Raw genomic sequence first — 19,922 nt, forward strand, 5'->3', positions numbered from 1 at the left:
ACGGGCGGGGCCGACCGCACGCCGCGCCCCACCCTCGTACGACCGACGACACGAACCGACGGCACGAACCAACAGAGCCCACCCACCCCACGAAAGGCACCGCTGCACATGCGCCCCCTGGAATCCGGCGACCCGATCAGCCTCGGCCCGTACCATCTGCGCGGCGTCCTGGGCGAGGGCGGTATGGGCCGGGTGTACGTGGGGCAGGACGCCCAGGGGCGGGCCGCCGCCGTGAAGGTCCTGCACGCCCACCTCGCCCACGACCAGAACCTGACGCAGCGCTTCGTCCGCGAGGCGCGGATGGCCCAGGCCGTCACGGGCGACGGCGTCGCACGGGTGCTGGACACCCGGACGGACGGCGGCCGCCCGTGGATCGCCAGCGAGTTCCTCGTCGGCCCCACCCTCGACGAGGCGGTCCGGGCGCACGGGCCCCTCGACGACCCCGCCGTGCGGGTCCTCGCCGTGGCGCTGGCCCGTGCGCTGCGGGACATCCACGCCGCCGGTCTGGTCCACCGCGACCTGAAGCCGTCCAACATCGTGCTCACCTCCTCGGGCCCCCGGGTCATCGACTTCGGCATCGCGCGGCCCGAGCACGGCTTCACCCTGACCACGACCGGCCAGATCCCGGTCACCCCCGGCTACGGGGCGCCCGAGCAGGTGCTCGGCCACCGGGTGGGCCCGGCGGCCGACCTCTTCTCGCTGGGTGCCGTGCTGGTGTACGCATCGAGCGGGCAGCGGGCGTACGAGGGGGCGCATGTCGCCGCGGTGCAGTACGAGGTCGTCCACGGCGAACCGAGGCTGCACGCCGTCCCCGACGGGCTACGGCCCCTGATCGCCCCGCTGCTGGCCAAGGATCCCGCGCACCGGCCCACCCCGGAGCAGCTGATCCCGGCCTTCGACCCGCCGCGCGGGGCCGGGCGGGTCTGGAAGAAGGGGCCGATCGCCCAGGACGTCACCGAGCGCGAGCGCGGCCTCGGCCTGCTGACCACGCTGCCCGCACAGGGGACCGGGAAGCCCGTGACGCGCCGCCGGGTGCTGACCGCGCTGGCCGTCGGCGGGGTGGTGGCGGCCGGTGGCGGCGGCGCGGTGTGGTGGCGCGGGCGGGCGGACGACCCGTTCGACATCCCGCCCGCGGTGGCGACGCCGAAGGCCCGCCCGTACTCCGCCGAGCGGGGCGACTACGTCCACGGGCAGACCCCCGACCCGCTGTGGACCGTCGAGTCGGCGATGGACGCGCAGACCCCGGCACCGCTGCCGGTACGCGACGTCATCGTGGCCGGGGCGCCCGGCGGCGGACTGGTGGCGCGCCGGGTCGTGGACGGTTCGGTGGCCTGGAAGGCGCCGGACGCCGATGCCGTCCGGCGCTATGTGTCGCTCTCGGACCGGCTGGTGGCCGCGGCCGACCGCAACGGCGTGCTGCGCACCTACGTGGCGTCCACGGGCGAACCCAAGTGGACGGCCGACGAGGCGGAGGTGGCCACCTTCCTGGCGGCGGACGACGACGCGGTCTACGTGGTCACCGAGGGCGGCCGGGTCCGGAGCATCGGCCGGTCGGACGGCCGGGTGCGCTGGACCGCCGACTCCGGCATCGAGCTGACCGGCACGTCCCGTGCGCGCGGCGTGCTCGCCCCGGGGCGCCTGGTGCTGGCCGGAACCCGCGATGTCGTCGCGCTGGCCACGGGGGACGGCCGCCGGGCGTGGACGCTCCCCGACCAGGCGGAGGGGAGGCCGGGCCTGGCGGTCGGCGGGGACACCGCCGTCGTGACCGGACACCGCCTGGTCGCCCTCGACGCCACCAGCGGCAAGGAGCGCTGGCACGAGGCGCCGAAGCTGAAGAAGGGCCTGGACCTCACGGTGTTCTGGGGGCCGCCGACGATCGTGGGGCCGCATGTGTACGCGGCCGTCCTGGGTGTTCCGCGACGGCGGGCCCTGGCCGACGGCCAGGGGACCGACTGGGTGTACGAGGGGCTGGTCGAGTGCGACCCGCACGGCCCGCTCGTCGTGCACGGCGAGGGCTTCTGGGCGCCGGTGGTCGGCAGCACCGGGGGCGGGATCAACGTCCTGGACCTGGTCGGCGACCGTACGTCCTGGGTGTTCCGGCTGATCGACCACCCCGACCGGTACTGGCTGAATGCCGACGGCGGACGGGTCTTCCTCACCGACGGCACATCGCTGAGCGCACTGCCCGTCTTCTGAGGCTCCCGGCACGAGCGCCTTCCGGCACCCTTCACCGGACCTTCCCGACGGGGTGTCGGTAAATTGTTGCGCACGGGACGGTGGTCGTGGTCACATGGGTACGAGACCTGGTTAGGTCTACCTAACCACGACCTCCACCGGAGCCCCAGGAGGCATCCATGCCGACGCCCGAGCGCGCGGAGCAGCAGCCCCGGCCGCAGCAGCCGACGCCGTCCGCCCTGTCGATGAAGGACCTGCTGGCTTCGTACGCGGCGGCCACCGCGGTCTCCACCCCGCCGAGCGATGCGGCGGACGGGCCGGGCGCGGCGGACAGGGCCGATGGGGCCGCCGGGGACGAGGAGACCGGGCGGGAGAGCACTGTGCGGCGCCGGGCCGCGTAGGACGTCGTCCGTCCGCGGCTGTCCGGTGGTGTGGTCGGAGGCCGTCCGGTGGTGTCGTCGGACGACGGCTGTTACCGGACGACGACCACCTTGGCGCCGACCGTCGCGAACGTCCACATCGCGTTGCCGTCCTCGCGCTTCATCCGCACACCGCCCGTCTTCGACGTCGGGTCCGGGGCCTCCATCGAGCCGTCCTGCGCCGCGCTGAAGCCGATCGCCACGTCGTCCACGTTGGCGAAGCGCACCACGTGCTCGATCGGTACGCCGTCGGAGCCCTGGACCGTGCCCGAGCGCGAGGTGACCTGGTAGACGCCGGGCGGCGGGCTGACGGGGCTCGGCATCACGGTGAAGGTGCGCAGCGCCTTGCCGTTGCCGTCCACCAGCCAGACCCGCCGGTCCTTCAGCGCGTAGACGACGCGCTCACCGGTGCCCGAGTCCGCCGGGACCGCGAGGGCGTCCTTCGTGGGCTTCGGCTTCGCGGTGGGCTGGGCCGTGGCGGACGCCGAGGCCTTCGGGGCGGCCGAGGAGGGGGACGCCACCGAATCGGGTGCGTTCGCCGATGCCTGGTAGGCGAGGACGCAGACCACGACGACCGCCGCCGCAGTGAGCCCGGCCACCATTCCCGAGCTTCCCCTAGCCACCGTGAGCTCCCCTTTCGCCCGCCGTATGTCTACACCGACTGTCTACACCGACGTTGTCGTACAAGCGTTTACGTCGTACCCGCGGATACCCGGTGACGGTAGCAGCAGGGGACGGGCAGGCCGGGACGCCGTACGGGCGCCGTACCGCCGTCGGCGGAGCCGTAGGCTGTTTGTGTGCTCTTGCTCGCCATGGATACCGCCACGCCCGCCGTCACCGTCGCCCTGCACGACGGTACGTCCGTCATCGCCTCCTCCGGCCAGGTCGACGCCCGCCGCCACGGCGAACTGCTGCTCCCCGCCGTCGACCGGGTCCTCGCCGAGGCCGGGGTGAAGCTCGACGCCGTGACGGGCGTGGTCGTGGGCGTCGGCCCCGGCCCGTACACCGGGCTGCGGGTCGGCCTGGTCACCGCCGCCACCTTCGGCTCCGCCCTCTCCGTACCCGTGCACGGCCTCTGCACCCTGGACGGCCTCGCGTACGCCGCCGGGCAGGACGGCGGTCTGGAGGGGCCCTTCGCCGTGGCGACGGACGCGCGCCGCAAGGAGGTCTACTGGGCGCGGTACGAGGACGCCCGCACCCGTACGGGGGACCCGGCCGTCGACCGGCCCGCCGACATCGCCGGGGCGCTCGCCGGGCTCCCCGTGGTCGGCGCGGGCGCGCTGCTCTACCCGGACGCCTTCCCGGACGCGCGCGGCCCCGAGCACGTCGCCGCCGGGGCGCTCGCCGCGCTCGCCGCCGAACGGCTCGCCGCCGGGCAGGAGCTGCTGGAGCCGCAGCCGCTCTATCTGCGCCGTCCCGACGCCCAGGTCCCGAAGAACTACAAGGTGGTCACCCCGAAGTGAGCGTCACCACCGCCGCCGTACTGCGCGAGATGCGCTGGTGGGACATCGAACCGGTGCTGGAGCTGGAACACGCGCTCTTCCCGGACGACGCCTGGTCGCCCGGCATGTTCTGGTCCGAGCTGGCCCACGCCCGCGGCCCCGGCGCCACCCGCCACTACGTCGTCGCCGAGGACCCGGCCACCGGCCGGATCACCGGGTACGCGGGGCTCGCCGCGCTCGGCGACCTCTCCGACGTCCAGACCATCGCGGTCAGCCGCGAGGCGTGGGGCACCGGCCTCGGCTCCGAACTCCTCACCGACCTGCTGAAGGCCGCGACCGCCTTCGAGTGCGCCACCGTGCTCCTCGAAGTCCGGGTCGACAACGTCCGCGCGCAGAAGCTGTACGAGCGCTTCGGCTTCGAGCCGATCGGCTTCCGGCGCGGCTACTACCAGCCGGGGAACATCGACGCCTTGGTCATGCGCCTCACCATGCAAGACCACGTATCGGAAAACGGGACTGAATGATGGCTGCCGACGAACCCCTCGTACTCGGCATCGAGACCTCCTGCGACGAGACCGGCGTCGGCATCGTGCGCGGGACCACCCTGCTCGCGGACGCCGTCGCCTCCAGCGTCGACACCCACGCCCGCTTCGGCGGCGTCGTCCCGGAGATCGCCTCCCGCGCCCACCTGGAGGCGATGGTCCCCACCATCGAGCGCGCCCTCAAGGAGGCCGGGGTCGGCGCCCGCGACCTCGACGGGATCGCCGTCACCTCGGGCCCCGGGCTCGCGGGGGCGCTGCTGGTCGGCGTCTCGGCCGCGAAGGCGTACGCGTACGCCCTGAACAAGCCGCTCTACGGGGTCAACCACCTCGCCTCGCACATCTGCGTCGACCAGCTGGAACACGGCCCGCTGCCCGAGCCGACCATGGCGCTCCTGGTCAGCGGCGGCCACTCGTCCCTGCTGCTGGCACCCGACATCACCGCCGACGTCCGGCCGCTCGGCGCGACCATCGACGACGCGGCGGGCGAGGCGTTCGACAAGATCGCGCGCGTGCTGAACCTCGGCTTCCCCGGCGGCCCGGTCATCGACCGCCTCGCGAAGGAGGGCGACCCGAAGTCCATCGCCTTCCCGCGCGGTCTGACCGGCCCGCGCGACGCCCCGTACGACTTCTCCTTCTCCGGCCTGAAGACCTCGGTCGCCCGCTGGATCGAGGCGAAGCGCGCGGCGGGCGAGGAGGTGCCCGTACGGGATGTGGCGGCGTCCTTCCAGGAGGCCGTGGTGGACGTGCTGACCCGAAAGGCGGTGCGGGCCTGCAAGGACGAGGGCGTCGACCACCTGATGATCGGCGGCGGGGTCGCGGCCAACTCCCGGCTCCGCGCGCTGGCGCAGGAGCGGTGCGAGCGGGCGGGTATCCGGCTGCGGGTGCCGCGCCCCGGGCTCTGCACGGACAACGGCGCGATGGTCGCGGCGCTCGGCGCGGAGATGGTCGCCCGCAACCGGCGCCCCTCCGATCTGGAGCTCTCGGCGGACTCCTCGCTGCCGGTGACGGAGCCGCATGTGCCGGGGGCCGCGCATGGCCATGGGCATGCGCACGATCACGACCACGTGCACGAGATCAGCAAGGACAACCTGTACTCATGAGCGGCGCGAGCATCGTCCTGATGTGGGAGGCGCGCGCCGTGGACGGCCGGGGCGGCGAACTCCTGGAGTGGGCCCGCGCCCGGTCCGCCGAGCTCTCCCGCGAACCGGCCCGCCGCGAACTCCTGCGCGCCCCGCAGGACCGGGTACTGGTCATGACGTGGTGGGAGGGTGCCTCGTACGGGGACGACCTCCCCGAACTCCCCGAGCCCGACGCCGCCCTGATCACCCGGCCGGTGCACCGGTGGCGGTTCGAGGCGGTGGGGTGAGGGGCGCCTTCAGCGGCGTCTTTACGAGGCCCGTCAGCCCCGCGCCCGTCGGCTGATCAGCCCCTCCACGATCGCGTCCAGCTCGGCGGCGGTCTCGTAGTCGGCGGCGTACTCCCGCCAGTGCTCCTTCACCTCGGTGAGCCGGGGCAGCTCCGCCGCGTCCTTCTCCGTGATCATCTCCGGGAAGAACTCCCGGCGCGAGGGCTGCTCCGCCCGGCGGGCCGCCGCCCTGCGGAAGACCAGGTCGCCGTAGACGTAACTCCAGATCGTCCGGTACGCGCGCACCGAGCGGGCGGGGGAGAGGCCGCAGGCCAGGGCGCAGTCGATGATCTCCTCCACCATCCACAGGGCGTTGCGGTCCGTCAGCTCGCCGAGCGCCAGGATGTCCAGCACCCAGGGGATCCTGCCGATGATCTCGTGCATGTGCACGGCCACCGCCACCATCCGCTCGCGCGGGTCCTCCGGCAGCTCCGGGCGCGGAAAGGCGGCCGCGGTGCCGGAGAGGGTGAGCATCAGCAGCTCGTCCTTGTCCTGCACGTAGTGGTAGAGCGCCATCGGCGTGCTGCCCAGCTCCTTCGCCACCCGCCGCATGGACAGGGCCGCCACGCCCTCCTCCTCGACGATGCGGCGCGCGGTGGCGACCATCACGTCCGGGTCCAGCCTGCGGGGGCGGCCCACGGGTTTCTTCTGCGCGGTCTTCCGGGTCTGCTTCTCGGTCTTCTCGCTGCCTGGCACCTGGGCATTCTCCCCTTTCGGGTCCTGTTCCGTACCGGCGGGTTTATTTTCTATACGTGTATGGTAATTCTCTGGCCGGGGATCGGCGAGGTTCGGCGAAGGGGAGGGCGCGTCATGGGCGGCACGGTGGACAGCTCGGCGGGAAGCGGTCCGGAGGCGGAGACCGAGGCGGGCGCGGCGGCGCGGCATGCGCGGTGGCTGCTGGTGGTGGCGCTCACCGTGCAGTTCCTGGTGTCGCTCGACATGTCCGTGGTGAACGTGGCCCTCCCCGACATCCGCAGCGACCTCGGCTTCGGCCGGGACGGGCTGCTCTGGGTGGTGAACGCGTACGCCCTCGCCTTCGGCGGGCTCCTCCTGCTCGGCGGCCGGCTCGCCGACCTCGCCGGTCCGCGCCGCGTCCTGACGGCCGGGCTCGTCCTCTTCGGCCTGGCCAGCCTGGCCGGGGGCCTTGCCTGGTCCCCCGGTTCGCTGGTGGCCGCGCGAGCGGTCCAGGGCGTCGGCGCCGCCGCCCTCGCCCCGGTGGCGTTCGCCCTGATCACCCTCGCCTTCCCGGCCGGGCCCGCCCGCTCCCGGGCGCTCGGGCTCTGGGGCATGGCGGGGGCGGCGGGCGGTGCGGTCGGGGTGCTGGCGGGCGGTGTGCTCACCGACGCGGCGGGCTGGCGGGCCGTGATGCTCGTCAACGTGCCGATCGTGGCCTTCGCCCTGGCCGCCGCCGCGCGCTCCGGACCGGTCGGCGGGCAGCGGCGGACCGGCGCCCGGCTGGACCTCGCCGGAGCCCTCCTCGCCACCGCCGGGACGACGCTCCTGGTCCTCGGGCTCGTACGGGCCTCGGAGGACGGCTGGGGCTCGGCCGTCACGCTCTCCACGCTCGGCGCGGCGGTGCTCCTGCTGGCCGCCTTCGTCGCCGTCGAACTCCGTACGGCTTCGCCCCTGCTCCGTCCCGGCCTGCTGCGCGGGCGGCCGGTGCTCACCGCCAACCTGTTCTGTCTGCTGCTGGCCTCGGCCCAGTTCGGCGCGTTCTACTTCGTCTCGCTCTACATGCAGCTGGTCCTCGGGTACGGGGCGACCGCCGCCGGGTTCGCGTTCCTGCCGTTCTGCGTGGGCGTCGTCGCGGGCTCGATCCTGGCCACCCGCGCGGTCGCGGCGCTCGGCATCCGGCGGCTGATGACCGCGGGCGGCGCGCTGGCGGCGCTGGGGATGGGCTGGTTCGCGGCGACCGCCACGGTCGACGGCTCCTTCCTCGCCTCGATCCTCGGCCCGTCGCTGCTCTGTTCCCTCGGTATCGGCCTCTGCTTCGTCCCGCTCGGCACGGCGGCCACGACCGACGTGGTGCCCGGCGAGACCGGTATGGCGTCCGGGCTGCTCAACAGCTCCCGGCAGGTCGGCGGTTCGCTCGGCCTCGCGGTCCTGGTCACCGTCGCCGCCCAGGTCACGGGCGGTGCCACCGGGCGTACGGCGCTCTCCTCGGGGTACGCGGCCGCCTTCTGGGTCGCGGCCGGGCTCCTGGCGGCCGCCGCGCTGGCCGCGTACGTCCTGCTGCCGGGGGAGCGCCCGGTCTCCGGAGGCGGCCCGGTGGCTGCTGAGCCGATCGCGGCAGAGCATGAAGGGGATGCCGCCGGCCGATGAGTTCTGCCGTCCGGGCCGGTCTACCCACCAGACGCTTTACGAGGCCTGCGCGCCCCGGACCCGGGGCGGCCCGACGAGGAGAAGACGACCATGCAGAAGATCACCCCCTGTCTCTGGTACGACGGCAAGGCGAAGGAGGCGGCCGAGCACTACGTCGCGATCTTCGGCGGCGACTCCCGCATCACGGACATCGGCTACTACGGCGAATCCGGCCCCGGCGAGACCGGCTCCGTCCTCACCGTCAGCTTCCGGCTCGCGGGCCAGGAGTACCTGGGCCTCAACGGCGGACCGCAGTTCCCCTTCACCGAGGCGATCTCGCTCTCCGTGGACTGCGCGGACCAGGCCGAGGTGGACCGGCTCTGGGCCGCGCTCTCCGAGGGCGGCGAGGAGGGTCAGTGCGGCTGGCTCAAGGACCGGTACGGCGTCTCCTGGCAGATCGTCCCGAACGAGCTCCCGAAGCTGCTGGCCGACCCGGATCCGGCGAAGGCGCAGCGCACCATGAAGGCGATGCTCTCCATGGGGAAACTGGACATCCAGGCGCTGCGGGACGCCTGACCGGGCCCTGTGGCGGTACCGGGCCCCGGTCCTCCGGCGGGACCGGGGCCTGCGGGCCGCCTCCTGCTGACTCCTACGGCTCCTCGACCGCGATGGCGTTGCGCCACACGGTCACGTCCAGCGTCATGTAGTTGGCCGCCGCGGTGGCCGAGGGCAGGGCCCGTACGACGATCAGGCCCAGGTGCCCGTTCTCCGTACGGACACAGATCTGGGTGCCCCGCACCAGCCGGTCCAGGGCCAGGCTCGTGGAGAACCGGGTCTCGGACCGGCAGGTCTGCAGGTCACCCTCCTGCCCCGGGTTCAGCAGCACCATCGACCCGTCCGTGCGCACCGCGGTGCCGCTCGCGTTGTACGTGAAGTCGCCCCGCATGCTGCCGCTGCGCGGGCTGTCCGTGCTGTCCGCGAGCGACAGGTGGTAGCCGCTGGTCAGATCGATCGACTTGTACGGGACGGGCTCGGGGTCCGGCAGCGGTGCGGCGCCGCTGCCCTCGTCGTCATCGTCGTCGTCCGGAGCGTCGGCGCTGTTCGACGGCGTGCTCGCGGCGGGCTCCTTCTCCTGCGACGTGTCCTGCGAACTTCCCTGCGGCTTCTCCTGCTGCTTCGAGGGGCCGCCCGCCTGGTTCTGCTCCTGCTTCTGGTTCTTCCCGCCGTCCGCGTCGTCCTCGGGCCCGAACAGCGCGTACCCGCCGCCGGCACCGGCGATGAGGGCCGCGACGACGGCGATCGTGACGAAGAGGCCGGTGCGCTTCTTCGTCGGCTTCTCCGGCTTCTCCGTCGTGGGAGTCCCGGGTGTTCCGGGCGTTCCGGGCTGCTGGTGCGTCTGCTGCGGGCCGGTGGGCGGGTACGCCGTCGGGTAGCCACCGGCGGCGTAACCCCCGGCGGGCGTGCCCGCCTGCGGGTATCCGTACGGACCGGGCTGCTGCTGCGCGGGCCCCGCGTGCGCCGGGTAGCCGTACGCGCCCTGCGGCGGCGCCGGATACCCGTACGCACCGGGGGCCGCCGGGTTCACCGGCGCGGCCGGATGCGGGGCCGCGGGGGTGGCCGGTGCGGCCGGTGCGGGCACGGTCGGCGGCTGCTGGGCCACCGTCACCGGGGCGGTCGCCGGAGGCGTCCCGGGCGTGGTGACCGGGGCCGTGGGCGGGGGAGTCCCGGGAGCGGTGGGCAGGGGAGTCCCGGGTGCCGTGACCGGGGCCGTCGGCGGGGTGGACGGAGGCGGCGGGGTGCGGTCGGGGGCCGGTGCGGCCGCCCGTACGGTGATGTCGGCGGCCACCGCGAGCGGCAGCCAGTCCTCCGGGCGGCGCAACTGGGTCTCGCTGTTGGCGGTGCGGCACATGTCGATGACCTCGGCCACCGAGGGCCGGTCCTCGGGCGACTTGGCCAGGCAGCGGGTGACCAGCTCCCGCAGCTCCTCGGGGACCTCCGTCAGATCCGGCTCCTCGTGCACGATCCGGTACAGCACCCCGTGCGAGGTGCCCTCACCGAAGGCGGGCGCGCCGGTCGAGGCGAAGGCGGCGACCTGGCCGAGGGCGAAGATGTCGGTCGCCGCCGCCACGGGCCTGCCCGCCGCCTGCTCCGGGGCCATGAACGCCGGGGTCCCGACGGTGACCCCGCTGCCGGTGAGCGAGGTCGCGTCGGCGGCCCGTGCGATGCCGAAGTCGATCACCCTCGGCCCGTCGGCGGCCAGCAGCACGTTGGACGGCTTGAGGTCGCGGTGGACGATGCCCGCCCCGTGGATGACGTGCAGCGCCTCGGCCATGCCCGCGACGAGCAGCAGGATCGCGGGGACCGGGAGCGGCCCGTGCTCGCCGACCGCCGAGGCGAGGGACGGGCCGGGGACATAGGCGGTGGCGAGCCACTGCTGGGCGCTCTCGGTGTCACTGTCGATGACCGGCGCGGTGTAGAGGCCCTGCACCCGCTGGGCGGCCTGGACCTCCTGCTGGAAGCGGCGGCGGAACTCGGCGTCCTCGCTGAAGTCCGGCCGGATCACCTTGATGGCGACGGGCCGCCCGCCGGGCGTGTACGAGAGGTAGACCTTGCCCATCCCGCCGGAGCCGAGCTTCGCGGTCAGCCGGTATCCGGCCACCGTCCGCGGATCGCTCTCCTCCAACGGCTGGAAAACCCCGTCGCGGCCCTGCTGCTGACTGGTCATCGTGCTGCTTCCCCCGACGGCGCCTGTGGTCCCGAAACGAGCCCGTACTGTATCCGCAACAGGAGACACGCGGCAGGGAGTCGCCGGTTGCACCGCGCCCCGACCTCCTGTCACAGGGTTTCTGATGGGGCATCGGACGGGGCGGGACCGTCAAGGCCGCCTTCGGGGCCGCGCTCCCGAGGCCGGTAGTGTCCTGGACATGCAACGCCGTGCCGCCCTTCCCCCGCCCCCGCCTCCCGTGGAGATCCGGACCTGGCCGGACCGCGAGGCGATGCTCGCCGACCGGGCGCTGGTCCTGGGCGCGCTGGTGCGGATGCATGTGGGGCCGGGGCGGCTCGGTGTGCTGGGGATGTGGGCCGGGCTCGCCGCCTTCGGGTGGCTGCTCGTGGGGTCCGGGATCGTCATCTTCGAGCAGGCGGGCGACTTCTTCGGCGGGATCGCCGGATTCTTCTCCCTGCTCTTCGGGGCGGCGGTGCTGATCCCCGCCGTCGCCTTCGTCTGCCTGTACCTGGCCCGCGACCGGAAGGTCCGCGCGCTGCTGGTGGAGTGGGGCGCGCTGGGGCGCGACCCGGAGCGCGACCGGGAGCTGCGGCTGCCCGGGGTGAGCCTGGTCTGGCTGCTGCTGTCGTTCGTCCTGGCGGCGGCCGGGCTGGCGCTCTGCGTGATCGGCCCGGCGAGCGCCCGGCCCGGCGACGACACGTACGGCATGGTCGCGATGATCATGGGCCTGGGCATGGTCGCCTGGCTGACCGGACTCATCGGCGCCGTCAAGGCGTTGGCGCACCGCCGCTGGGTGCTGCGTGTCCTGACGGGCCCGCCGGGTGGCCGATCAGCATCGTCGGCGCCCCGGCCACCCGGGTCAGGAACACCGTCACCGAGTTCGGGCCACTCAGCTTCATCCGGCGGCGCAGCTCCTCCGGTTCGACCGCCGAACCCCGCTTCTTGACGGTCAGCACGCCCACCTGACGCTCCCGCAGCAGCGCCTTGAGCCGCTTCATGCTGAACGGCAGCTGATCGGTGATCTCGTACCCGGCGACGTACGGGGAGGAGTACGGCACATCGCTCGTGACGTACGCGATCGTCTCGTCCACCAGCCGCCCGCCGCACCGCTCCACGATGTCGGCGACCAGGTGCGCCCGGATCACCGCGCCGTCCGGCTCGTACAGATAGCGCCCGACCGGGCCCACGGGCGGGGCGGGCAGTGGGGCCGGGGCGGTCAGGGTGGCCCCGGACGGCAGCAGGGTGGCCCGGAACGCACCGGGCGCGAACCCCTCCCCGTACCAGAGCACCGCCTCCTTCACATCGCCCCCGTCCGAGATCCACTCGGCCTCCGCCTCCGGGCCGATCGCCTCGTGCGGGATGCCGGGCGCGATCTTCAGCGCCGCGCGAGGAGCCTTCAGGGCGGCGGCCGTGGCCCAGGACAGGGGCGGTGAGTACGCCTCCGGATCGAAGATCCTGCCGCGTCCGCCCCGCCGGGCCGGGTCCACGAAGACCGCGTCGTACGGAGAGGTGTCGATCTCCGTGACGTCGGCGCACCGCACCTCGATGAGCGAACCCAGGCCGAGCGCCTCCGCGTTGGCGCGGGCCACCTCGGCGGTGAGCGGGTCGCGGTCCACGGCGAGGACGGCGATCCCGGCGCGGGCCAGCGCGATGGCGTCGCCGCCGATCCCGCAGCACAGGTCCGCCACGCTCCGCACGCCGAGCGCGGCGAACCGGGCCGCGCGGTGGGTGGCGACCGAGGTGCGGGTGGCCTGCTCGACCCCGTTGGGCGTGAAGTACATCCGGTACGCGTCCTCCGCCCCGAACTTCGCCACCGCCCGCTGCCGCAGCCGGGCCTGACCCAGGGCGGCCGACACCAGCTCCGCCGGGTGCGTGCGGCGCAGCCGGGTCGCGGTGGCCAGCTCCTCGGCGGGGTCGTGGTCGCGCAGCCCGGCCAGCAGGCGCTCGCCCTCGGGGGTGCGCAGCGCGGCGAAGGCGGCGCGGGCGGGGTCGTCGGCCGGGGTGGCGGGGGTCGATGCGTTCACCCGGCCCATTGTGTCCGGTGCGGGGAGGCGGGCGCCCGGGGGCCGACGCGCGGCTCCTGTAGGCCGACGCGTGCCCCTACAGGCCGACGCGTGGCCCCTGTGGGCCGGTCGGGCGACGGGCCGGGTCCCCTCGCGGTGTCGGGGCCGGAGGCGGGCGGTCGGCTGGCAGGATGCGGCGCCATGCAACTAGTACGACAAAAAGGAAAATCACCCATGAAGCGGCACCGGCCGGTCTCCGTCGTGCTGGCGGCCCTCCTGGCCGCCACCGTCACCTCGGCCTGCGCGGCGGCGACGGCCGACGGCGGCGGTACGGGAGCCCCCGACGGCCCGGCGAAGCCCGCCGCGGGCCAGCAGGGCGAGGCCGCCCCGCAGGCCGCGCCCGCCCTGGACACGTACGCCGAGGAGCTCAAGCGGAAGCAGGCCGCACGGGCCGTGGCCGCGAAGAAGTGGGGGCTCGCCAAGACCCCGCTCGCCGCCCCCGAACCACCGGTGGTGAAGCCGCGCATCACCACCCGTAAAGGGTTCGAGGTCCGGGACGACAAGGGGTTGCCGCCCGTCTTCACCACCGTCCCCACCAAGGAGAAGGTCGTCTTCCTCACCATGGACGACGGTGCGGAGAAGGACCCCGCACTGCTGCGGATGATGACCGAGCTGGACATCCCCTACAGCGCCTTCCTCAGTGACTACGTCACCAACGACAACTACGGGTACTTCAAGGAGATGCAGAAGCGCGGGGTGACCATCAGCAACCACACCCTGAACCACCGCTATCTGCCCGGCCTCTCCTACGCCGAGCAGAAGCGGGAGATCTGCGGCCAGCAGGAGAAGATCCTCAAGCACTACGGGAAGCGGCCCACCCTCTTCCGCCCGCCCTACGGCAACTACAACCGCGACACCCTCGTCGTCGCCAAGTCCTGCGGCATCACCGCCGTACCGCTCTGGTCCGCCGAGGCCTTCGCCGACCACATGGAGTGGCGCGAGTGGGACCGCGACCTGCACCCCGGCGACATCGTCCTCACCCACTTCCGGGGCAAGAACGCCTGGAAGGGCACGATGCCCGACATGATCCGCCTGGTCATGAAGACCATCACGGACAAGGGCTACGCGGTGGCGAAGCTGGAGGACTACGTCTGAGAGGACTGCGTCCGGGAGGTCGGCCGACCCTGCGGCCGACCCGGCGGCCGGGATAGCGGCTGGGATAGCGGCTGGGATGGCGGCCAGGGGCGGCGCGGGGGTGGTGAATTGGCACTCCGCTTGACCGAGTGCTAATCGCGGTCATAGTCTCGGGTCTGGCACTCCCCCCTGGAGAGTGCCAGCACCACACTGTGCGACAGGGCAGGTCCGGCACCCGCGACGACGGATCGGTCTGGTCGCCGCCCAATGACTGCTAAACCCCGTGAGATCTCCGAAGGGGGAGACCGGATCGTGTCGACCACCAGCTCCAAGGTTGCGATCAAGCCGCTTGAGGACCGCATTGTGGTCCAGCCGCTCGACGCCGAGCAGACCACGGCCTCCGGCCTGGTCATTCCGGACACCGCGAAGGAGAAGCCCCAGGAGGGCGTCGTCCTCGCCGTGGGCCCGGGCCGCTTCGAGAACGGCGAGCGCCTTCCGCTCGACGTCAAGACCGGCGACGTCGTCCTGTACAGCAAGTACGGCGGCACCGAGGTGAAGTACAACGGCGAGGAGTACCTCGTCCTCTCGGCCCGCGACGTCCTCGCGATCGTCGAGAAGTAATTCACCCACGTTTGCTTGTGTTCTGCGCCCCTGGCCCCCTGCGAAATAACTAGCCGGGCGGCGAGGGGCGCAGTTCGTTCGAGAGGGAAGTACAGCCCATGGCGAAGATTCTGAAGTTCGACGAGGACGCCCGTCGCGCCCTTGAGCGCGGCGTCAACAAGCTTGCCGACACGGTCAAGGTGACGATCGGCCCCAAGGGCCGCAACGTCGTCATCGACAAGAAGTTCGGCGCTCCCACCATCACCAACGACGGTGTCACCATCGCGCGCGAGGTCGAGCTCGACGACCCGTACGAGAACCTCGGTGCCCAGCTCGTCAAGGAGGTGGCGACCAAGACCAACGACGTAGCGGGTGACGGCACCACCACCGCGACCGTCCTGGCCCAGGCGCTCGTCCGCGAGGGCCTGCGCAACGTCGCCGCGGGCGCCTCCCCGGCCGCCCTGAAGAAGGGCATCGACGCCGCCGTCAAGGCCGTGTCCGAGGAGCTTCTCGCGACCGCGCGCCCGATCGACGACAAGTCCGACATCGCCGCCGTGGCCGCGCTCTCCGCGCAGGACACCCAGGTCGGCGAGCTCATCGCGGACGCGATGGACAAGGTCGGCAAGGACGGTGTCATCACCGTCGAGGAGTCCAACACCTTCGGTCTGGACCTGGAGTTCACCGAGGGCATGGCCTTCGACAAGGGCTACCTGTCCCCGTACATGGTGACCGACCAGGAGCGTATGGAGGCCGTCCTCGACGACCCGTACATCCTGATCCACCAGGGCAAGATCGGCTCGATCCAGGAGCTGCTGCCGCTGCTGGAGAAGGTCATCCAGGGCGGCGGCTCCAAGCCGCTCCTGATCATCGCCGAGGACGTCGAGGGCGAGGCGCTCTCCACCCTCGTCGTCAACAAGATCCGCGGCACCTTCAACGCCGTCGCGGTGAAGGCCCCGGGCTTCGGTGACCGCCGCAAGGCCATGCTCGGCGACATCGCCACCCTCACCGGTGCGACCGTCATCGCCGAGGAGGTCGGCCTCAAGCTCGACCAGGCCGGTCTGGACGTGCTGGGCACCGCCCGCCGCGTCACCGTCTCCAAGGACGACACGACCATCGTCGACGGCGGCGGCAACACCGACGACGTCAAGGGCCGCGTCAACCAGATCAAGGCCGAGATCGAGTCCACGGACTCCGACTGGGACCGCGAGAAGCTCCAGGAGCGCCTCGCGAAGCTGGCCGGCGGCGTGTGCGTCATCCGCGTCGGTGCCGCCACCGAGGTGGAGCTCAAGGAGAAGAAGCACCGCCTTGAGGACGCCATCTCCGCCACCCGCGCCGCGGTCGAGGAGGGCATCGTCTCCGGCGGTGGCTCCTCCCTCGTCCACGCCGTGAAGGTCCTGGAGGGCAACCTCGGCAAGACCGGCGACGAGGCCACCGGTGTCGCGGTCGTCCGCCGCGCCGCCGTCGAGCCGCTGCGCTGGATCGCCGAGAACGCCGGCCTGGAGGGTTACGTCATCACCTCCAAGGTCTCCGAGCTCGACAAGGGCCAGGGCTTCAACGCCGCCACCGGCGAGTACGGCGACCTGGTCAAGGCCGGCGTCATCGACCCGGTCAAGGTCACCCGCTCCGCCCTGGAGAACGCCGCGTCCATCGCGTCGCTGCTGCTCACGACCGAGACCCTGGTCGTCGAGAAGCCGGCCGAGGAAGAGGCCGACGCCGGTCACGGCGGCCACGGCCACTCCCACTAGTACGACTAGTACGACTAGTACGGCCCCGTACCTTTCCGGTACGCCCGAGGCCCGGTACCCCCGTCGCGGGGGCACCGGGCCTCGGTGCGTTCACCGCCGGACAGCTCCGAAGGGCACCGAACCGGGCTACTGGGGCCCGTACTTGCGCCCCGTACGCGAGGTGACGCCGCCCAGCAGGCCGCGCGGCGTCACCTTGACCAGCCCCATCAGCGCCTTGTAGCGCGGGTCGGGGACCGACACCGGCTTGCCCCGGGCCAGATCCGTCAGCGCGGAGGCCACCAGCTTGTCCGCGTCCAGCCACATCCACCCCGGGATGTTGCCGGTGCCCATCCCGGCCCGCTGGTGGAACTCCGTACGGACGAACCCGGGGCACAGCGCCATCAGCCGCACCCCCGACCCGGCCAGGTCCTTCGCCGCGCCCTGGGTGAACTGCACGACCCACGCCTTGGACGCCCCGTACGTACCGCGCGGCACGAACGCCGCGACGGACGCCACGTTGATCACTCCGCCCCGGCCGCGCTCCTTCATGCCCGTGACGGCCGCCGAGGTCAGCCGCAGCACCGCCTCGCAGTGCACCTTCAGCATCGTCAGCTCATCGGCCATGGGCACTTCCAGGTAGCGCCCCTTGTTGCCGAACCCGGCGTTGTTGACCAGCAGATCGACCGGGTGCGTCCGGTCCGCGAGCCGCTTCTCGACCGCCTCGATCCCGGCGTCCGTGGACAGGTCGGCGCTCAGCACCTCGGCCTCGATGCCGTGCCGGTCGTGCAGTTCGGTGGCCTGCTCGCGCAGCCGGGCGGTGTCCCGGGCCACCAGCACCAGGTTGTGCCCCTGGCTCGCGAGCCGCCGCGCGAAGGCCGCCCCGATACCCGCCGTCGCGCCCGTAATCAGTGCAGTCGTCATACGCGGCACGTTAGTGCCCCCGCGCGCCGGGACTTCACCCGCCCGCCGCCACGTACTCCCGGGCCTTGCGCAGTGCCTCCGGGTGCAGGGCCGACGCGGCGGCCAGCAGGGACGGGAGCAGGGTGCGTTCGGTCGTGACGGCCCGGAACTGGAGGGCCGCCGTGACCTCGTGGTCCGGGCGGTGGACGATCTCGACGGGGTCCCCGGCCCGGATCGTGCCCGGCTCGATCACCCGTAGATACGCGCCGGTCACCGCCTCCTGGGTGAACCGCCGGACCCACTTCTCCTCCCCGATGTGGTCGGCGAACGTCCGGCACGGGATGCGTCCGGAGGTCACCTCAAGCAGCAGCTCCGGCCCCACCCGCCAGCGCTCACCGATCAGCGCGCCGCTCACATCGATCCCGAGAGTGGTGAGGTTCTCACCGAACGCCCCGTTGGCCAGCTTCCGGCCGCTCGACCCGTGTCCGTCCGGCTCCCGGCTGCCCGGCTCCCGTCCGCTCACCTCCCGGCCGCCCAGCTTCCGTTCCCAGGCGTCCAGCTCCTCCCGGGCGAACGCGTACACGGCCTGGTCGCTGCCGCCATGGTTGCGCAGGTCGCAGACCGCGTCCCCGGCGAGCCCGCTGCCACCCGTCCCCTTGGGGCCGGGATCGGAGACCCGTACGGGCCCCTCGAACGGCCGCTTGTCGATCCCGGTCAGCCCGCCGGGGCCACCGGCGGACGGGGCGGGGGTGGGGCGGCCGACATTCACGCTCAGCAATCTCATACGGGTCACGCTAATGGCTCAACCCTCAAAGGGGTGCGCCATTAGTTCGCCTCACATCCAAGAATCTCTTATGGTGGAGAGGTGATCGAAGCACGCCACCTCCGTGTCCTGCGCGCCGTCTCCCTGACCGGCTCGTTCTCCGCCGCCGCCCGCGAACTCGGCTGCACCCAGCCCGCGGTGAGCCAGCAGATGAAGGCCCTGGAGTCCTCCGCCGGCACCACCCTGCTGATCCGCACCGGACGCGAGATGCGCCTCACCCAGGCGGGCGAGGCGCTGGTACGGCACGCCTCCGGCATCCTCGCGGGGCTGACGGCGGCCGAGGAGGAGGTCGCCGCCATCGCCGGACTGCGGGCGGGCCGGGTCCGGCTCGTCTCGTTCCCGAGCGGCAGCTCCACCCTGGTCCCCGGCGCGCTGGCGGCCCTGCGCGCCGAACACCCCGGGACCAGGGTCTCGCTGGTGGAGGCCGAGCCGCCGCGCTCGGTGGACCTGCTGCGCGACGGCGACTGCGACATCGCGCTGGCCTTCCGGTACGGCACCTCCGGCGGTGAATGGGACGACCTGGTGGTCCGGCCGCTCCTCACCGACCGGCTGATCGGCCTGGTCCCGGAGGGGCACCGGCTGGCGGACGCGCCGAGCGTCTCCATCGGTGAGCTGGCGGACGAGTCGTGGATCGCGGGCTGCCCGCGCTGCCGCCGGCAGCTGGTGGAGGTCTGCGAGGAGTCCGGCTTCACCCCCCGCATCGACTTCGCCACCGACGACTACCCGGCGGTGATGGGCCTGGTGGGGGCCGGGCTCGGCGTGGCGGTCCTGCCGGAGCTGGCCGTCGAGTCGGTCCGGCCCAAGGGGGCGAGGACCGTTTCGGTGGAGCCCGCGATCGAGCGGGAGATCGTGGCGCTCACCCTGCCGGACCTGGCCCGGGTCCCGGCGGTGGCGGCCACCCTGGACCAGCTGTCCCGGGCGGCCGCCCGCTGAGGGACGGGGCCGGGGCAGTACGGGAACCGTATTGGGGAAACGTTTCTGCGTTCGGTTGGGGCCCGGTGGGCGTCAGGTGGGGCGGGAGCCCGTGGTGGTGGCGGTGGCCCCCGAGGGCGCCGCGGTGATGAGTCTGGTTCTGGCCCGGCCCATGAGCTCTTCGCGCTCGTCCTCGGTCAGGCCGCCCCACACCCCGTAGGGCTCCCGTACGGCCAGGGCGTGGGCGGCGCACTCGGCGCGTACCGGGCACCGCATGCACACCTCCTTCGCCGAGGTCTCACGAGCGCTGCGGGCGGCGCCGCGCTCGCCTTCGGGATGGAAGAACAGGGAGCTGTCGACGCCTCGGCAGGCGGCGAGCAGCTGCCAGTCCCACAGGTCTGCGTTGGGTCCGGGAAGGCGGGAGAAATCTGCCATTGCTTGTCCCCTCGAAGCCGTGCTGCGTCGGAAGCGGCATCCTCGACCGCCGGGGAACCGGCGATCCGTGATCGGCGATCGTCTCTTCGGTGACCTGAGTCTCGACCGTACATCTGCGGTGCTAGTAGATGTAAATATGACTGTTTGCGAATCTAGCCACAGACACCCTCAAAAGGGAAGAAATCTCGCCGAATAGGGCAAGCTCCGGAGTGAAGATTCGGTTGACGGGTGAATCACCCGCGTCGCTCTCCTCTGTGTGCGGCCCCTCACGTAGAGTGCCGAACCCGACGGTCCGACCCGTAACTCTTTCGAGTGACCATCGTTAAGAGGGCGGATGCGGTTGACGGAGAACGAGCTCGGGCACATGTCCGAAGGGGTCAAC

19 protein-coding genes are annotated in these 19,922 nt (G+C 72.6%); 12 read left to right on the forward strand and 7 right to left on the reverse strand.

Annotated features, from left to right (window positions below; translation table 11 throughout):
- The first annotated feature begins 108 nt into the window (after window positions 1-108).
- Both ACFW9Z_RS29185 and ACFW9Z_RS29190 read left to right on the forward strand, forming a co-directional pair.
- Complete coding sequence (locus ACFW9Z_RS29185) at window positions 109-2,196, forward strand: PQQ-binding-like beta-propeller repeat protein (RefSeq protein ID WP_384645566.1); 2,088 nt, start codon at window positions 109-111, stop codon at window positions 2,194-2,196.
- Between the two features lie 158 nt (window positions 2,197-2,354).
- The gene (locus ACFW9Z_RS29190; protein ID WP_384645567.1) at window positions 2,355-2,576 is read left to right on the forward strand and encodes a hypothetical protein; all 222 of its coding nucleotides are present in this window, start codon (window positions 2,355-2,357) and stop codon (window positions 2,574-2,576) included.
- Between the two features lie 71 nt (window positions 2,577-2,647).
- Here ACFW9Z_RS29190 and ACFW9Z_RS29195 read toward each other — a convergent pair whose 3' ends face one another.
- Complete coding sequence (locus tag ACFW9Z_RS29195) at window positions 2,648-3,196, reverse strand: hypothetical protein (RefSeq protein WP_384645597.1); 549 nt, start codon at window positions 3,194-3,196, stop codon at window positions 2,648-2,650.
- A gap of 210 nt (window positions 3,197-3,406) precedes the next feature.
- Between ACFW9Z_RS29195 and tsaB the strand changes: the two genes are divergently transcribed.
- The 4 genes from tsaB to ACFW9Z_RS29215 are packed head-to-tail and all read left to right on the forward strand — an operon-like array spanning window position 3,407 to window position 5,944.
- A complete protein-coding gene (gene tsaB / locus ACFW9Z_RS29200; protein WP_384645598.1) occupies window positions 3,407-4,057 on the forward strand; it encodes a tRNA (adenosine(37)-N6)-threonylcarbamoyltransferase complex dimerization subunit type 1 TsaB in 651 nt (216 codons plus the stop codon).
- 29 nt (window positions 4,058-4,086) lie between these two features.
- Complete coding sequence (gene rimI, locus ACFW9Z_RS29205) at window positions 4,087-4,560, forward strand: ribosomal protein S18-alanine N-acetyltransferase (protein ID WP_384645599.1); 474 nt, start codon at window positions 4,087-4,089, stop codon at window positions 4,558-4,560.
- Window positions 4,560-5,678: a tRNA (adenosine(37)-N6)-threonylcarbamoyltransferase complex transferase subunit TsaD gene (gene tsaD, locus ACFW9Z_RS29210; protein WP_384645568.1), complete on the forward strand. Its 1,119-nt coding sequence runs from the start codon at window positions 4,560-4,562 to the stop codon at window positions 5,676-5,678. Before rimI ends, tsaD begins: the two co-directional genes overlap by 1 nt.
- Window positions 5,675-5,944 (forward strand): hypothetical protein, encoded by a 270-nt coding sequence (locus ACFW9Z_RS29215; protein WP_384645569.1) that lies wholly within the window; start codon window positions 5,675-5,677, stop codon window positions 5,942-5,944. The genes tsaD and ACFW9Z_RS29215 overlap by 4 nt, the downstream gene beginning before the upstream one ends.
- A gap of 33 nt (window positions 5,945-5,977) precedes the next feature.
- Here ACFW9Z_RS29215 and ACFW9Z_RS29220 read toward each other — a convergent pair whose 3' ends face one another.
- Window positions 5,978-6,679, reverse strand: coding sequence for a TetR/AcrR family transcriptional regulator (locus tag ACFW9Z_RS29220; RefSeq protein ID WP_384645570.1), 702 nt, complete (start codon window positions 6,677-6,679; stop codon window positions 5,978-5,980).
- A 114-nt stretch (window positions 6,680-6,793) separates the two neighbouring features.
- Here ACFW9Z_RS29220 and ACFW9Z_RS29225 point away from each other — a divergent pair, with 114 nt between their 5' ends.
- Both ACFW9Z_RS29225 and ACFW9Z_RS29230 read left to right on the forward strand, forming a co-directional pair.
- The gene (locus tag ACFW9Z_RS29225) at window positions 6,794-8,305 is read left to right on the forward strand and encodes an MFS transporter (RefSeq protein ID WP_384645571.1); all 1,512 of its coding nucleotides are present in this window, start codon (window positions 6,794-6,796) and stop codon (window positions 8,303-8,305) included.
- A gap of 90 nt (window positions 8,306-8,395) precedes the next feature.
- The gene (locus tag ACFW9Z_RS29230) at window positions 8,396-8,860 is read left to right on the forward strand and encodes a VOC family protein (RefSeq protein WP_384645572.1); all 465 of its coding nucleotides are present in this window, start codon (window positions 8,396-8,398) and stop codon (window positions 8,858-8,860) included.
- Between the two features lie 73 nt (window positions 8,861-8,933).
- Here the strand turns inward: ACFW9Z_RS29230 and ACFW9Z_RS29235 are convergent, their stop codons facing one another.
- Both ACFW9Z_RS29235 and ACFW9Z_RS29240 read right to left on the reverse strand, forming a co-directional pair.
- Window positions 8,934-11,009 (reverse strand): serine/threonine-protein kinase, encoded by a 2,076-nt coding sequence (locus ACFW9Z_RS29235; protein ID WP_384645573.1) that lies wholly within the window; start codon window positions 11,007-11,009, stop codon window positions 8,934-8,936.
- A gap of 767 nt (window positions 11,010-11,776) precedes the next feature.
- Window positions 11,777-13,042 carry a methyltransferase domain-containing protein gene (locus ACFW9Z_RS29240; RefSeq protein WP_384645574.1) on the reverse strand — a complete coding sequence of 422 codons (1,266 nt, stop codon included), beginning with the start codon at window positions 13,040-13,042 and terminating at the stop codon, window positions 11,777-11,779.
- Between the two features lie 204 nt (window positions 13,043-13,246).
- Between ACFW9Z_RS29240 and ACFW9Z_RS29245 the strand changes: the two genes are divergently transcribed.
- The 3 genes from ACFW9Z_RS29245 to groL all read left to right on the forward strand — a co-directional run bounded on the left by ACFW9Z_RS29245 (window position 13,247) and on the right by groL (window position 16,491).
- Window positions 13,247-14,167 (forward strand): polysaccharide deacetylase family protein, encoded by a 921-nt coding sequence (locus ACFW9Z_RS29245; protein ID WP_384645575.1) that lies wholly within the window; start codon window positions 13,247-13,249, stop codon window positions 14,165-14,167.
- A 291-nt stretch (window positions 14,168-14,458) separates the two neighbouring features.
- Window positions 14,459-14,767 carry a co-chaperone GroES gene (gene groES, locus ACFW9Z_RS29250; RefSeq protein ID WP_003966899.1) on the forward strand — a complete coding sequence of 103 codons (309 nt, stop codon included), beginning with the start codon at window positions 14,459-14,461 and terminating at the stop codon, window positions 14,765-14,767.
- A gap of 98 nt (window positions 14,768-14,865) precedes the next feature.
- Window positions 14,866-16,491 carry a chaperonin GroEL gene (gene groL / locus ACFW9Z_RS29255; protein WP_384645576.1) on the forward strand — a complete coding sequence of 542 codons (1,626 nt, stop codon included), beginning with the start codon at window positions 14,866-14,868 and terminating at the stop codon, window positions 16,489-16,491.
- Between the two features lie 126 nt (window positions 16,492-16,617).
- Here groL and ACFW9Z_RS29260 read toward each other — a convergent pair whose 3' ends face one another.
- Both ACFW9Z_RS29260 and ACFW9Z_RS29265 read right to left on the reverse strand, forming a co-directional pair.
- Window positions 16,618-17,391 carry an SDR family NAD(P)-dependent oxidoreductase gene (locus tag ACFW9Z_RS29260; protein ID WP_384645577.1) on the reverse strand — a complete coding sequence of 258 codons (774 nt, stop codon included), beginning with the start codon at window positions 17,389-17,391 and terminating at the stop codon, window positions 16,618-16,620.
- A gap of 34 nt (window positions 17,392-17,425) precedes the next feature.
- Window positions 17,426-18,154 carry an MOSC domain-containing protein gene (locus ACFW9Z_RS29265; protein WP_384645578.1) on the reverse strand — a complete coding sequence of 243 codons (729 nt, stop codon included), beginning with the start codon at window positions 18,152-18,154 and terminating at the stop codon, window positions 17,426-17,428.
- 81 nt (window positions 18,155-18,235) lie between these two features.
- On the opposite strand from ACFW9Z_RS29265, the gene ACFW9Z_RS29270 reads away from it, so the two are divergent.
- On the forward strand, window positions 18,236-19,126 hold the full coding sequence (locus ACFW9Z_RS29270) for a LysR family transcriptional regulator (RefSeq protein ID WP_384645579.1): 891 nt from the start codon (window positions 18,236-18,238) through the stop codon (window positions 19,124-19,126).
- Between the two features lie 72 nt (window positions 19,127-19,198).
- On the opposite strand, the gene ACFW9Z_RS29275 is transcribed toward ACFW9Z_RS29270, so the two are convergent.
- The gene (locus ACFW9Z_RS29275) at window positions 19,199-19,540 is read right to left on the reverse strand and encodes a WhiB family transcriptional regulator (protein ID WP_093692761.1); all 342 of its coding nucleotides are present in this window, start codon (window positions 19,538-19,540) and stop codon (window positions 19,199-19,201) included.
- Window positions 19,541-19,922 lie beyond the last annotated feature (382 nt).

The sequence above is a fragment of the Streptomyces sp. NPDC059452 genome (assembly GCF_042750035.1).
Lineage (GTDB): Bacteria > Actinomycetota > Actinomycetes > Streptomycetales > Streptomycetaceae > Streptomyces.